Below are 11,995 nucleotides of genomic sequence, written 5' to 3' on the forward strand. Positions count from 1 at the left end.
GAGCGCCATGCGCGAAGCGGCCGTCGTCGCCCGTCTGACCCGGGAGATCACCCCGGGGCTCGACCCCGGTGAACTGCCCGGGGCGCTGGCGGACTTCTACCAGGACCTGCACCGCCACCCGGAGCTGTCCTTCAGGGAGCACCGCACCGCCGCGAAACTCGCCGGTCGGCTGCGGGCGGCCGGGTACGAGGTGACTGACGGCGTGGCGCGGACGGGCGTGGTCGGGGTTCTCGTGAACGGCGAGGGGCCGGTGGTGTGGCTGCGCGGCGACATGGACGCGCTCCCGGTGCGCGAGGCGACCGGCCTGTCCTACGCCTCGGGTGTCGAGGGCGTGATGCACGCCTGCGGCCACGATCTGCACGTGACCTGGCTGGCGGCCGCCGCGGAGGCGCTCGCCGCCGCCCGCGAGACGTGGGCCGGGACGCTCGTCGTGGTCGGCCAGCCCGCGGAGGAGGCCGGGGGCGGCGCGGCGGCGATGGTCGCGGACGGGGTCCACGACCGTTTCCCCCGCCCCGACGTGCTGTTCGGCCAGCACGTGGCGCCGGGGCTCGCCGGGTTCTATCCGCACACTCCCGGACTGACCCTGTCCGCCTCGGACGACGTCGACGTCGTCGTGCACGGTGTGGGCGGGCACGGCTCGCGGCCCGAGTCGACCGTCGATCCGGTCGTGACGGCCGCCTACGTCGTGACCCGGCTGCAGAGCGTCGTCTCGCGCGAGATCGCGGCGAACGAGGCTGTGGTGCTCACCGTGGGGCGGTTCCACGCCGGGACGACGTCCAACATCATCCCCGCCGAGGCGCGGCTCGGGCTGAACGTGCGCACTCAGGACGTCCTGGTGCGCGAGCGCGTCCTCGCCGCGATCCGGCGGGTGGTGGAGGCGGAGTGCGCCGCCGCCGACTGCCCGCTCCCGCCGGAGGTGACCGTGCTGCCCGGTTGCCCGAACACCGTCAACGACGCTTCCCTGGACGGTGAGATCGCCGCTGTGCACGGTGAACTCTTCGGCGCGGGAACGGTGTTCGACTTCGGTCAGGCGTTGGGCAGCGAGGACTTCTCCCTCCTCGCACCGCAGGGCGTGCCGTACGACTACTGGTACGTCACCTCGACCCCGGCGGCCGTCTGGGAGACGGCGCCGGGGGAGGATCTGAAGGAGAAGGTGGCCGCAGTGCCGGGAAACCACAGCCCGTTGTTCGCACCGGACCTGTCGGTGCTGGGCCCGGGCGTCCGCACACTGGTGTCGGCGGCACTGTCCCGGCTCGCCGTCTGAGGCGCCCGCGGGGCCGCCCGCGAGGCGGCGGGGCGGGACCCGGGCCTGCGGCCCGAGCGACCGGGGCTACGGCCTGAGCGGGTCGTGGCCGATCGTCATCAGGCGGTGGCGGCGGCGCGTCTCCTCCGCCTCGGGCTCGTTCTCCGCGTCCGCCTGTTCGGCGACGGTGTCCACGACCCGGTACATGACCTGGACGTCGTCGTCGGTCAGGTCGGTGCGCCGCTTCTGCAGGATCGCGAGGACATGCTGCCCGGTCGGGCTGCCCGCCTGCTCGGGCAGCGGCTCCGCGTTCTCGTCGGCGTCGCGTACCCGCAGCCATGCGGCCAGCTCCTGCGAGGTCATGTTCACGGCGCGGTGGAAGTCCTCCCACAGCGCGTCCAGTTCCAGGGCGTCGATCATGCAGGCCTCCCTCCCGCTCGGTCCGGGCGCGTCACTTCTCCTGCGTCCAGTTCTCCGCCTCGAACATCCAGCGCTGCTTCTCCAGCTCGGCGGTGATGGTGATCAGCAGGTCCTGGGTGACCGGGTCGGCCTCGTCGGTCGCCGTGATCCGCTCGCGCAGCCGGGTGATGGCCGCTCCCAGGGTCTCCGCGATCACCGTGACGACGTCCTCGTCGCGCAGCCAGCCGTCCTTCGGGGCGGGCAGGGTGAAGGCGGAGGCGATCGTCTCCGGGCGGCCGTCCGGGGGCAGTCCCAGCGCGGCGGCGCGCTCGGCGACCGTGTCCGCGAAGCCGCGGGCGGTGGTGACGACCTCGTCCAGCTGGAGGTGGATCGAGCGGAAGCGCGGGCCCACGATGTTCCAGTGCGCCTGCTTCCCGATCAGGGAAAGGCCCAGAAGGTCCACGAGGGTGGTCTGCAACGCGTCGAAGGTGACCTGGCGGGCGGGTTCGGGCAGCGGGCTCTTCACGACAGTCATACGGGACTCCTCCTCTTCGCGTCATGCCTGGCGGCACGGAGCAGCTCCGCGCGCTCGTCCTCGCCGGTGCCTCCCCACACCCCTGACGTCGGTGCGGTGTCCAGGGCGTGGGACAGGCATGCGGCGGAGACCGGACACCGGGCGCACACGCGTTTGGCCTCTGCGGCCTCCCGCAGCGCCGGCCCGGTGGTGCCCACGGGGAAGAACATCTCGGGGTCCTCGCCCACACAGGCGGCAGCGCGCAACCACTCCATGAGGGCGCGGGTGCCCCGGGCGCACCGCTGCAAACAGCGGGTTTGCCCTTTCCGCCTCAGGACGGGACGACACCGTCCAGGAACCGCGTCAGGTCCGCGAACACCTCGGCCCTGTTCGTCTCCTGGAAGACCTCGTGCCGGGCGCCCGGGTAGATCCGCTCGGTGTGGGCGCCCGCGGTCAGCCGCTCCACGCCGACGCGGCTGCCGGCCGGCGGGACCAGCCGGTCGTCGCCGCCGTGCAGCCACAGCACGGGCAGCGGGCCGACGTCCCCCTCCTCGGCGACGGTCTTCAGGGTCCGCTCGAAGGCCTCCAGCGTCGGCCGTTTCATCGGCCCGTGCCAGACCAGCGGATCCGCCGCGTAGGCCGCGCCGACAGCCGGGTCGCGGGAGAGGGCGGCGGGACTGACGGGAACGTCCGGGATCTCCTCGTGCGCGAGCAGCCGGGCGGGCAGCTCCCAGACGCCGATCACCGGTCCCGACAGCACGAGGGCGGCGAGCCGGGCGCCGTGGCGCTGGGCGTACCGGGCTGCGATCAGGCCGCCCATCGAGTGCCCGACGACGACCAGGGGGAGGCCGGGGCGGGCGGAGCGGGCCAGTTCGGCCGCGCTGTGCACGTCGTCGACCACGTCCTCGAAGTCCTCGACCACCACGCGCTCGCCCGCCGATCTGCCGTGCCCCGCATGGTCGGGCGCGAACACGGCCGCGCCGTGCGCGGCGAGGACGTCGGCGAGTTCGGCGTAGCGGCCGGAGTGCTCGCCGTAGCCGTGCACCAGGAGGGCGAGGTAGCGGGGGTGCGGGCCGGACCGCTCCAGCACGGCGATCGGGCCGCGGGTCCCGGTGAGGACGTGTCGGGGCATCGCGCCTCCAGCTGTGTCGGCGAAGTCTCCGAGGATCTTCCCAGGGGGCCGGGCCGCGGTCTATAGTCGAAAACTAGCAGTGCTAACCAAGGAGTCCGCTCGTGCGTCCCGTCCACTTCGCGGCCGCTCGCCGCACCCCCGTCGGAAGGCTGCGCGGAGCCCTGTCCTCCGTCCGGCCCGACGACCTCGCAGCGACCGTCATCCGCGGTCTGGTCGCCGACGTGCCCGCGCTCGATCCGGCCCGCATCGACGACGTCTACTGGGGCGCCGCCAACCAGGCCGGCGAGGACAACCGCAACGTCGCCCGCATGGCCGCCCTCCTCGCCGGCCTGCCGGAGACCGTGCCCGGCGCCACCGTGAACCGGCTGTGCGCCTCCGGACTGGAGGCCGTCACCACCGCGGCCCGCACCATCGCCGCGGGCGAGGCCGACATCGTGCTCGCGGGCGGCTCCGAGTCGATGAGCCGGGCCCCCTTCGTGCTGGCCCGCCCCGACGAGGCGCTCCCGCACCGCGTGGAGACCGTCGACACCCGGCTCGGCTGGCGGCTGGTCAACCCCGCGATGAAGGACCTGCACGGGCTGCTCGCGATGGGGGAGACGGCCGAGGAGGTCGCCGCACGGTACGGCATCGCGCGCGAACGTCAGGACGCGTTCGCCCTGCGCAGTCACCGGCTGGCCGCGCTCGCCCGCAAGGACGGCCACTTCGACGACGAACTGCTGCCCGTGCGGCGTCCCGACGGCGTGGTCGTCGACGCCGACGAGGGCATCCGCGAGGACACCTCCTACGAGAAGCTCGCCGGGCTCAGGCCCGTCTTCCGGGAGGGCGGCACGGTCACGGCCGGCAACGCCTCCCCGATGAACGACGGAGCCGCGGGCCTGCTCCTCGTCAGCGAGGAGGCGCTCAACGAGCTGGGCCTCGAGTCCCTCGGCCGCTACGTCGCCGGGGCCTCCGCCGGAGTCCATCCCGACGTGATGGGCATCGGACCGGTCCCCGCCACCCGCAAGGCGCTGGCCCGCGCCGAGTGGAGCGTCGACGACGTCCAGGAGGCCGAGTTCAACGAGGCGTTCGCCGCACAGGTGCTCGCCTGCGTCGACCAGCTCGGCATCGACGCCGACCGGATCAACCCCAGCGGAGGCGCGATCGCCCTCGGCCACCCGCTGGGCTGCTCGGGCGCCCGCATCCTCACCACCCTGCTGCACCGCATGCGCCGCACCGGAGCGGAACGCGGCCTGGCCACGATGTGCGTGGGCGTCGGCCAGGGCAGCGCCCTCCTGGTCGAACGCCACTGACGAAGCGGACGCCGGCCGGCCGACGCGGGCCGGGCCGGCGTCCGGCGGATGCCGACGGCGGACCGCTGCCGGGCAGGCGCCGGGCGGGCTCGGGCGGGCTCGGGGAGGTCATCAGGCGAGACGCCCGGGGGCCGGGAGCCGGATGTGCGTAGCATCTACCTCCGCATGAACATGATGACGTTGTGGCACATCACCGGGTGGGGGTTCGCCGCGCTCGCCCTCGCGGCCCTGCTGGTCGGCTTCTCCAAGACGGCCGTCAGCGGCGCCAACACGGTCAGCCTGGCGATCTTCGCTGCGGTCCTGCCCGCCAAGGCCTCCACGGGCGTCCTCCTGCCGATCCTGATCGCGGGCGACGTCCTGGCCGTCCTCACCTACCGGCGGCACGCCCACTGGCCCACGCTGTGGCGGCTGTTCCCGGCGGTCGCGGCCGGCGTGGTCCTCGGCACGCTGTTCCTCGTGTGGGCCGACGACGGCGTCGTGCGCACGTCCATCGGCGCGATCCTGCTGCTGATGGCGGGCGTCACGGTGTGGCGGCGCCGCACGAGCGACGCGACGGACGAACCCGACGCCGTGGCCACCCGGTCGGGCCGGATCAAGGCCCGCTCCTACGGCGTCCTCGGCGGCTTCACCACGATGGTCGCCAACGCGGGCGGCCCGGTCATGTCGCTGTATCTGCTCTCGGCCGGCTTCCGCAAACTCGGCTTCCTCGGCACCTCCGCCTTCTTCTTCCTGATCGTCAACGTCGCCAAGGTGCCGTTCAGCGCCGGGCTCGGCCTGATCGACGGCCGCTCGCTGCTCCTGGACCTCGCACTCGTCGCGTTCGTCGTCCCCGGCGCGCTGCTGGGCAAATGGGCGGTGCACCGCATCGACCAGCGGCTGTTCGAACAGCTGGTGATCGCGGCGACGGTGGTGGGCGGCCTGCAACTCCTGCTGCGCTAGGAGCCGGTGACCGCCGCCCGCAGGCCGCCGCCCGCGCGACGGCGGCCGACGTCCCGGGCCACCAGGCCCTACCGCCGGGCCCCGGACGTCGGCGATCCGGGCGCTACTCCCGGTCCGGGTTGCGACGCAGCAGATACGTGTCCATGATCCAGCCCTTGCGCTCACGGGCCTCGGCGCGCAGCCGCTCGATGCGGGGCCCGGCCTCGGCGATCGGACCCGAGACGAGGATCTCGTCCGGGGTGCCGATGTAGGCCCCCCAGAAGATGTCGACGTCGTCCTCGGCGTACTGCCGGAAGGTCTGGTGGGCGTCGAGCATCACCACGACGTCGTCGACCCCCTCGGGGAAGCCCTCGGCGAGCCGCCGGCCGGTCGTGATCTGCACCGGCCGCGCGACCCGGTTCAGACCGGTGCGATGCCGCGCGACGAGCGCCGAGACACTGCTGATCCCGGGGATCACGTCGTACTCGAAGGCCACCGCGCCCCGCGCCAGGACCTCCTGGAGGATGCCCAGCGTGCTGTCGTACAGCGCGGGGTCGCCCCACACCAGGAACGCGCCGCACTCGCCCTCGCCGAGCTCCTCGGCGATCAGCCGCTCGTAGATGTCGGCGCGGGCGCTGCGCCAGTCGCCGACCGCGGGGGAGTAGGCCGCGCCCCCGGCCCGGCGGTCGCGCTCCGGGTCCCGCGCCTCGACCACCCGGTAGCCGTCCTCGGACAGGTGCGTGTCCAGCATGTCGTGGCGCAGTCGCGTCAGGTCGCTCTTCACCTCGCCCTTGTCCAGGACGAAGAACACGTCCGTGTCGCGCAGCGCCCGCACCGCCTGCAGGGTCAGCTGGTCGGGGTCGCCCGCGCCGATACCGATGACATGAATCCTTCGCACGCCACGAGTCTGCCGTACCCCGCTCGCGACGACCGTGCCGGGTCAGCGCAACCGAGGCGCCACGGCCCTCGCGTCCACGGCCGCGCCGGAGCGCTCCACCGACTCCGCCAGCTCCTGCGCCCAGCGTGCCAGCCCGGCGAGATCCACCCCGTACGGCCGGTCCTCGCCGCTGCCCGCGGCCCATTCCCGCACGGCCGCCGCGCCGCGCCGCAGCAGCCGCCCCCCGCCCCCGAGGTTGCCCCTGGCGGCGTGCGTGAGGCCCACCGCGAGCTGGGCGAGTCCGCGCCACAGGGCGCGCTCGCCGTCGGGGCCCGACTTCCAGGCGTCCTCGAAGACCTCGTGCGCGTGGAACGGCTTCCCGGCGTCCAGCAGGGCCTGCGCCTGGGCGACCGTCTCCTGCGGGGTGCGCACGACGCCCTCGGGCTGCCGCTCCACCCCGTCCGCGCCGTACGGCAGGGGCCGTCCGAGCCCGTCCCGCGGGCGGGCGTTGCGCGCCCGCCCGTCGCCGTCCCGGTCCCGCCCGATGGCGCCCCGGCCGCCGCTCGTGCCTCCTGTGCTGCCCCAACGGTCCATACGACGATTGTCCCGCGCCCGGGCCGCTTTCGGCGCAGTGCCCGACGTGGGGTAAGGTGCTGTTCGCGCGGTCGCACGGCGAACAGCCGTGGAAAGCGCATCGGGACGTGGCGCAGCTTGGTAGCGCACTTGACTGGGGGTCAAGGGGTCGCAGGTTCAAATCCTGTCGTCCCGACTGGAGACAGTCGCAGGTCAGAGGCTGTATCGGCGGTTGCCGGTACAGCCTCTCGGTCATTTCTGAGGACCAGTGGGAAACCCGTGCACCGGCCGGTCCGAAGCGCACCTCGAGCCGGTCAGGGTGCGCGCCTGGTAGCGGCGGAATCGCTGGTCGGAAGTCCGACGCCGTCCAACGTTCCGGTGCCGAACACCCAGGGGCGACGACGGTTGAGACGATCACCCGGACAGCCGGTGAGACCCGCGCTACGCCGGGAGCGGCCGTCCCTTGACCTGACTCTGTCGGGGATCTTGGAATTTTCCGGTGCGCCTGCATGACCAGCGGGGCATGCTCGCGGCTGCCTGCACGTGGCTGTCTGCACCCTGACGAGGTCGGCGCGCCGCTGGTGGACTCCACTCAACAGACGGTCTCCTGGGCGCAGTCGGCCGGGGCCATCATCTCCAGCCCGGCGTACCTGAACACCTTCGTGACCGCGCTGATGCGGGGCAGGCCGCTGACGCCGCGGATGCTGGAGGCGATGACCACCGTCACCCCGACCGACGCCACCAACACCCGCTTCTACGGCCGCGTTCTGCGGCAAGAAGCCGACGGCGTCGGCGTCGGCCCGGCTCGGGTCGTCCATGGCGCCGGCCGAGTCGGGCCTGCCCGAACGCCTCTGAGGCCCGGCCGGGGCCTCGACCCCGGACAATGGTCGTGGGCGTAGGACACGAACACCCGCGGCTCGCCGATCCGGTGCTCGACGACGGACCACCCGACCGGCCTACCGGAGCGCGGGGGAACGGTACGCGTCGATCGGGTCCGTCGCCGGGGCGCTCCGGACGCATCCGCTCCCGGGCGCGGAACGTGTCTTCACCTTCGGCGCATACGTGAGGGCGCTGGGCGGGCTCCAGTACGGTCTCGTCCACGGCACCGGGTCGCCGCGCGTTTCGCGGCCGTGCGGTCGGTCCGTGTTCTGCGCACGGCGTCCCGGAGGAGCACGCGCGAAGCAGCCACCGGAACCGAGCGCTCGTAGCCCGGGGGCCACGACCGCGGGGCCCGTCGGTTTCGCCAGCGCCCTTGCCCTGAAGCGCACTTCAAGCGCAAGACTCCCGTACGAGCCGGGGCCGCCCGGCCGAACGGGAGGATCCGTCATGAAGTACCGCACCCTGGGGGCCGACCCGGCCACCCGCCGCGAGGTCAGCGTTCTCGCGCTCGGGACGATGCTGTTCGGGTCGGCGACCGACGAGGAGACGTCCTTCGCGATACTCGACCGGTACGTCGAGGCCGGCGGGAACTTCCTCGACACGTCCGACAACTACGCCTTCTGGGCCGACGGCGGCCAGGGCGGCCAGAGTGAGGAACTGCTCGGCCGCTGGCGGCGCAGTCGGGGCGTCGGCGGCGAGATCGTCGTCGCGACCAAGCTCGGCGCCCGGCCGCTCGCGCCCGGCACCGACTACGTCGGCAACCCCGAGGGCCTGTCCGCGAAGGTGATCCGCGAAGCCGCCGAACGCAGTCGCGACCGGCTCGGCGTCGAGCGCCTCGATCTGCTCTACGCGCACATCGACGACCACGCCGTGCCCCAGCGGGAGACCGTCGAAGCCTTCGCCGAGCTCGTCGCCGAGGGCACGGTCGGACTGCTCGGGGTGAGCAACCAGGCCGTCTGGCGGGTGGAGCGGGCCCGCGCCCTCGCCGCCGCGGCCGGCCTGCCCGGGTATGAGGTGCTCCAGTACCAGCACAGTTATCTGCGCCCGCGCACCGACATCCCCGACGGTCTCTTCCCGGACGGCAGCCTCGGCCACGCCGGCCCGGAGCTGCGCGGCTATCTGCGGGCGGAGCCCGGCCTGACCCTCGTCGCGTACTCGCCGCTGCTCAAGGGCGCGTACACCCGCACGGACCGGCCGCTGCCGCCGGACTACGACCACCCGGGCACCCCGGCCCGCCTGGCCGTGCTGCGCGACGTCGCCCGGGAGACCGGTGCGAGCGTCAACCAGGTCGTGCTGGCCTGGCAGTTGGGCGGACAGCTGCCCGTCGTGCCGCTGGCCGGGGCGTCGTCGGTGGCGCAACTGGAGGAGAACCTGGCCGCCGTCGACCTGGAACTGACCGGGGAACAGCGCTCCCGGCTGGACGCCGCGCACTGAGGTCCGGCGGGTGACCGAGCGGTAACCGGGGAGGCTACGCTGGGATCATGCCGTCCCCCCGCCGCACCGCCCGACAGTCCGAGCTGCTGGAACGACTTGTCGCGCTGCTGACGGCGGAGGGGTTCTCGGACTTCACCCTGGACGACCTCGCCGAGCGGCTGCGCTGCTCCAAGACCACCCTCTACCAGCTGGCCCGCAGCAAGCAGGGGCTGGTGGTGGAGGCCGTCAAGCACTACTTCCGCGGGGCGACCGAGGCCGTCGAGAAGCGGGTGGGGCAGACCGTCGACCCCTCGGACCGGGTCCGCGTGTACCTGAGCGCCGTCGCCGAACAGCTGCGCCCGCTCTCGCGCCGGTTCCTGCAGGACGTCGCGGACTTCCCGCCCGCCCGCGAGGTGTACGAGGCCAACACGCGGATGGCCGCGGAGCGGGTGCGCCGGCTGATCGCCGAGGGTGTCTCGGACGGCGCCTTCCGCGAGGTGCACACCGCGTTCGTCGGCGAGGTCGCCGCCGCGACCATGCGCCAGATCCAGCAGGGCGAGCTCAAGGCGCGCACCGGGCTGACCGATGCGGAGGCGTACGAGCAGCTCGCCTCGCTGATCGTGCACGCCGTCTCGTCCTGACGCCGGGCGGCCCGTTCGCCCCGGTCGCGCACGTTCCCCTCCTGTGCGGGTGCCGCGGAGCGCCCGCGTGGCGTACTGTTGATGATACGTTCGTACACACGCCAGTATCATTCTCGGTACTGTCAGCACTTCTACGTGGAGGTCACCATGCCTGCCACTCGCGCCCTGCCGACCGAGGAAGCCGTCGAGCTCATCCAGCTCACGCGCACCCTCGCCGCCAAGGAACTCGCACCCCGGGTCGCCGACGCGGAGGCGGACGGGGCGTTCCCCCGGGACGTCTTCCGCACCCTCGGGCGCAGCGGTCTGCTCGGGCTGCCCTTCGCCGAGGAGTTCGGCGGCGCGGAGCAGCCCTACGAGGTCTACCTCCAGGTGCTGGAGGAGGTGGCCGCCGTCTGGTCGAGCGTCGCCGTGGGCATCTCCGTGCACGCGCTGTCCTGCTTCCCGCTGGCCCGCTTCGGCACCGACGAGCAGCGGCGCAATTGGCTGCCGGACATGCTCGGCGGTGAACTCCTCGGCGCGTACTGCCTGTCCGAGCCGCACGCCGGCTCCGACCCGGCGGCCATGCTCACCCGCGCGGTCCGCGACGGCGACTCCTACGTCCTGAACGGCTCCAAGGCCTGGACCACCCACGGCGGCTACGCCGACTTCTACACCGTGATGGCCCGCACCTCCGACGACCGCACGCACGGCATCTCCTGCTTCCTGATCCCGGCGGACGCCCCCGGGCTGAGCGCCGACCCGCCGGAGCGCAAGATGGGCCTGACGGGCTCGGCGACCGCGACCATGCGGCTCGACGACGTCCGGGTGCCCGTGGACCGCCGGATCGGGGAGGAGGGGCAGGGCCTGAAGATCGCGCTCGCCTCCCTCGACTGCGGCCGGCTCGGCATCTCGGCCGTCGCCACCGGGCTCGCCCAGGGCGCGCTGGACCACGCCGTGCGCTACGCCCGCGAGCGGGAGACGTTCGGCAAGCCGATCATCGAGCACCAGGGCCTGGCGTTCGTCCTCGCCGACATGAGCGCCGCGATCGAGTCTGCGCGGGCCGCAGCGCTGTCCGCCGCCCGCCTGAAGGACATCGGCGTGCCCTTCACACGGGAGGCGTCCATCGCCAAACTCGTGGCCACGGACAACGCCATGAAGGTGACCACGGACGCCGTGCAGGTCCTCGGGGGGTACGGGTACACCCGTGACTTCCCGGTGGAGCGTTATATGCGCGAGGCCAAGGTCATGCAGATCTTCGAAGGAACCAACCAGATCCAGCGCATGATCATCTCCCGTGCGCTGGATCGCGACGAGGGCGGTGTGCTCACCGTCCTCGGCAAGGAGTGATGATGCAGCTCGAGAACACCGCCGCCCTCGTCACCGGCGGTGCGTCCGGCCTCGGCGCGGCCACCGCGAAGGCCCTCGCCGTGCGCGGCGCCCGGGTCTTCGCCCTCGACCTCAAGGACGGCGTCGACAAGGCGCCCGAGGTCGACGGCGTCACCTATGTCCCCGCCGACGTCACCGACCCCGAGCAGGTGCGCGCCGCCGTCGCGACGGCGGCCGGCTCCGGCGTCCCGCTGCGGACGGTGGTCAACTGCGCGGGCATCGGCCCGTCGGCGCGGATCCTCGGCAAGAAGGGCGTCCACGACCTGGGCCTGTACGCCAAGGTGATCCAGATCAACCTGATCGGCACCTTCAACGTGCTCGCCGTCGCCTCGGAGGCCATCGCCGGGACCGAGGCCGACGCGGACGGCCAGCGGGGTGTCATCGTCAACACCGCGTCCATCGCCGCGTACGACGGCCAGGTCGGCCAGGCGGCCTACGCGTCCTCCAAGGGCGGGGTCGTGGGACTGACGCTGCCCGCCGCGCGCGACCTCGCGCAGTACGGCATCCGGGTGTGCACCATCGCCCCGGGCATCGTGGAGACGCCGATGCTGGCCACCGTGTCGGAGGAGTTCCGGGCCGGACTCGCGGCCGGCGTGCCCTTCCCGCGGCGGCTGGCCCGTCCCGAGGAGTACGCGCAGCTCGCGCTGTCGATCGTCGATCACGACTACCTCAACGGCGAGACCATCCGGATGGACGGCGCGCTGCGGATGGCCCCCAGGTAGCCCTCGGGAAGTCGCTCCGGGCGGCCCGTT

General features: G+C 73.1%; 13 protein-coding genes, 1 tRNA gene and 1 pseudogene. 9 read left to right on the forward strand and 6 right to left on the reverse strand.

From position 1 onward, the window contains the following. Positions 1–7 precede the first annotated feature (7 nt). Entirely contained in the window at positions 8–1,264 is a 1,257-nt protein-coding gene (locus tag BG482_RS31785) for an amidohydrolase (protein WP_079142402.1), read from the forward strand. A gap of 66 nt (positions 1,265–1,330) precedes the next feature. Here the strand turns inward: BG482_RS31785 and BG482_RS31790 are convergent, their stop codons facing one another. Genes BG482_RS31790 through BG482_RS31805 form a run of 4 tightly spaced genes read right to left on the reverse strand, consistent with a single transcriptional unit; the run spans position 1,331 to position 3,288 of the window. Further along, positions 1,331–1,663 (reverse strand): DUF3140 domain-containing protein, encoded by a 333-nt coding sequence (locus tag BG482_RS31790; RefSeq protein ID WP_069772651.1) that lies wholly within the window; start codon positions 1,661–1,663, stop codon positions 1,331–1,333. Positions 1,664–1,694: 31 nt separating this feature from the next. Then, a complete protein-coding gene (locus BG482_RS31795; protein ID WP_069772652.1) occupies positions 1,695–2,177 on the reverse strand; it encodes a Dps family protein in 483 nt (160 codons plus the stop codon). Then, positions 2,174–2,431 carry a WhiB family transcriptional regulator gene (locus tag BG482_RS31800; RefSeq protein ID WP_069772690.1) on the reverse strand — a complete coding sequence of 86 codons (258 nt, stop codon included), beginning with the start codon at positions 2,429–2,431 and terminating at the stop codon, positions 2,174–2,176. Before BG482_RS31800 ends, BG482_RS31795 begins: the two co-directional genes overlap by 4 nt. 56 nt (positions 2,432–2,487) lie before the next feature. After that, on the reverse strand, positions 2,488–3,288 hold the full coding sequence (locus BG482_RS31805) for an alpha/beta hydrolase (protein WP_069772653.1): 801 nt from the start codon (positions 3,286–3,288) through the stop codon (positions 2,488–2,490). Positions 3,289–3,389: 101 nt separating this feature from the next. Between BG482_RS31805 and BG482_RS31810 the strand changes: the two genes are divergently transcribed. Together BG482_RS31810 and BG482_RS31815 are read left to right on the forward strand one after the other, a co-directional pair. Further along, positions 3,390–4,577, forward strand: a complete 1,188-nt coding sequence (locus BG482_RS31810) for a thiolase family protein (protein ID WP_069772654.1) — start codon at positions 3,390–3,392, stop codon at positions 4,575–4,577. Positions 4,578–4,742: 165 nt separating this feature from the next. Beyond that, a complete protein-coding gene (locus BG482_RS31815; protein ID WP_069772655.1) occupies positions 4,743–5,516 on the forward strand; it encodes a sulfite exporter TauE/SafE family protein in 774 nt (257 codons plus the stop codon). Positions 5,517–5,619: 103 nt separating this feature from the next. Here BG482_RS31815 and cobF read toward each other — a convergent pair whose 3' ends face one another. Beyond that, positions 5,620–6,393 (reverse strand): precorrin-6A synthase (deacetylating), encoded by a 774-nt coding sequence (gene cobF, locus BG482_RS31820; RefSeq protein WP_069772656.1) that lies wholly within the window; start codon positions 6,391–6,393, stop codon positions 5,620–5,622. Positions 6,394–6,435: 42 nt separating this feature from the next. Then, positions 6,436–6,966: a DUF309 domain-containing protein gene (locus BG482_RS31825; protein WP_069772657.1), complete on the reverse strand. Its 531-nt coding sequence runs from the start codon at positions 6,964–6,966 to the stop codon at positions 6,436–6,438. A gap of 101 nt (positions 6,967–7,067) precedes the next feature. Between BG482_RS31825 and BG482_RS31830 the strand changes: the two genes are divergently transcribed. The 6 genes and pseudogenes from BG482_RS31830 to BG482_RS31850 all read left to right on the forward strand — a co-directional run bounded on the left by BG482_RS31830 (position 7,068) and on the right by BG482_RS31850 (position 11,965). After that, a tRNA-Pro gene (locus BG482_RS31830) sits at positions 7,068–7,141 on the forward strand. A gap of 346 nt (positions 7,142–7,487) precedes the next feature. Beyond that, positions 7,488–7,721 (forward strand): annotated as a pseudogene (locus tag BG482_RS41715) (peptidase M15); the annotation flags it as partial. A gap of 550 nt (positions 7,722–8,271) precedes the next feature. Further along, complete coding sequence (locus tag BG482_RS31835) at positions 8,272–9,258, forward strand: aldo/keto reductase (protein ID WP_069772658.1); 987 nt, start codon at positions 8,272–8,274, stop codon at positions 9,256–9,258. Positions 9,259–9,305: 47 nt separating this feature from the next. Further along, complete coding sequence (locus tag BG482_RS31840; protein WP_069772659.1) at positions 9,306–9,878, forward strand: TetR/AcrR family transcriptional regulator; 573 nt, start codon at positions 9,306–9,308, stop codon at positions 9,876–9,878. A gap of 147 nt (positions 9,879–10,025) precedes the next feature. After that, the gene (locus BG482_RS31845; protein WP_069772660.1) at positions 10,026–11,204 is read left to right on the forward strand and encodes an acyl-CoA dehydrogenase family protein; all 1,179 of its coding nucleotides are present in this window, start codon (positions 10,026–10,028) and stop codon (positions 11,202–11,204) included. A 2-nt stretch (positions 11,205–11,206) separates the two neighbouring features. After that, positions 11,207–11,965, forward strand: coding sequence for an SDR family NAD(P)-dependent oxidoreductase (locus BG482_RS31850; protein WP_069772661.1), 759 nt, complete (start codon positions 11,207–11,209; stop codon positions 11,963–11,965). Positions 11,966–11,995: the final 30 nt, after the last annotated feature.

It is taken from the genome of Streptomyces sp. LUP30 (assembly GCF_001746365.1).
Taxonomy (GTDB): Bacteria; Actinomycetota; Actinomycetes; order Streptomycetales; family Streptomycetaceae; genus Streptomyces.

Bases quoted from the DNA above. Each gene is read 5' to 3' on its own strand.
- BG482_RS31785 (WP_079142402.1), top strand. From the start codon at position 8: ATGCGCGAAGCGGCCGTCGTCGCCCGTCTGACCCGGGAGATCACCCCG.
- BG482_RS31790 (WP_069772651.1), bottom strand. From the start codon at position 1,663: ATGATCGACGCCCTGGAACTGGACGCGCTGTGGGAGGACTTCCACCGC.
- BG482_RS31795 (WP_069772652.1), bottom strand. From the start codon at position 2,177: ATGACTGTCGTGAAGAGCCCGCTGCCCGAACCCGCCCGCCAGGTCACC.
- BG482_RS31800 (WP_069772690.1), bottom strand. From the start codon at position 2,431: ATGGAGTGGTTGCGCGCTGCCGCCTGTGTGGGCGAGGACCCCGAGATG.
- BG482_RS31805 (WP_069772653.1), bottom strand. From the start codon at position 3,288: ATGCCCCGACACGTCCTCACCGGGACCCGCGGCCCGATCGCCGTGCTG.
- BG482_RS31815 (WP_069772655.1), top strand. From the start codon at position 4,743: ATGAACATGATGACGTTGTGGCACATCACCGGGTGGGGGTTCGCCGCG.
- BG482_RS31825 (WP_069772657.1), bottom strand. From the start codon at position 6,966: ATGGACCGTTGGGGCAGCACAGGAGGCACGAGCGGCGGCCGGGGCGCC.
- BG482_RS31835 (WP_069772658.1), top strand. From the start codon at position 8,272: ATGAAGTACCGCACCCTGGGGGCCGACCCGGCCACCCGCCGCGAGGTC.
- BG482_RS31840 (WP_069772659.1), top strand. From the start codon at position 9,306: ATGCCGTCCCCCCGCCGCACCGCCCGACAGTCCGAGCTGCTGGAACGA.
- BG482_RS31845 (WP_069772660.1), top strand. From the start codon at position 10,026: ATGCCTGCCACTCGCGCCCTGCCGACCGAGGAAGCCGTCGAGCTCATC.
- BG482_RS31850 (WP_069772661.1), top strand. From the start codon at position 11,207: ATGCAGCTCGAGAACACCGCCGCCCTCGTCACCGGCGGTGCGTCCGGC.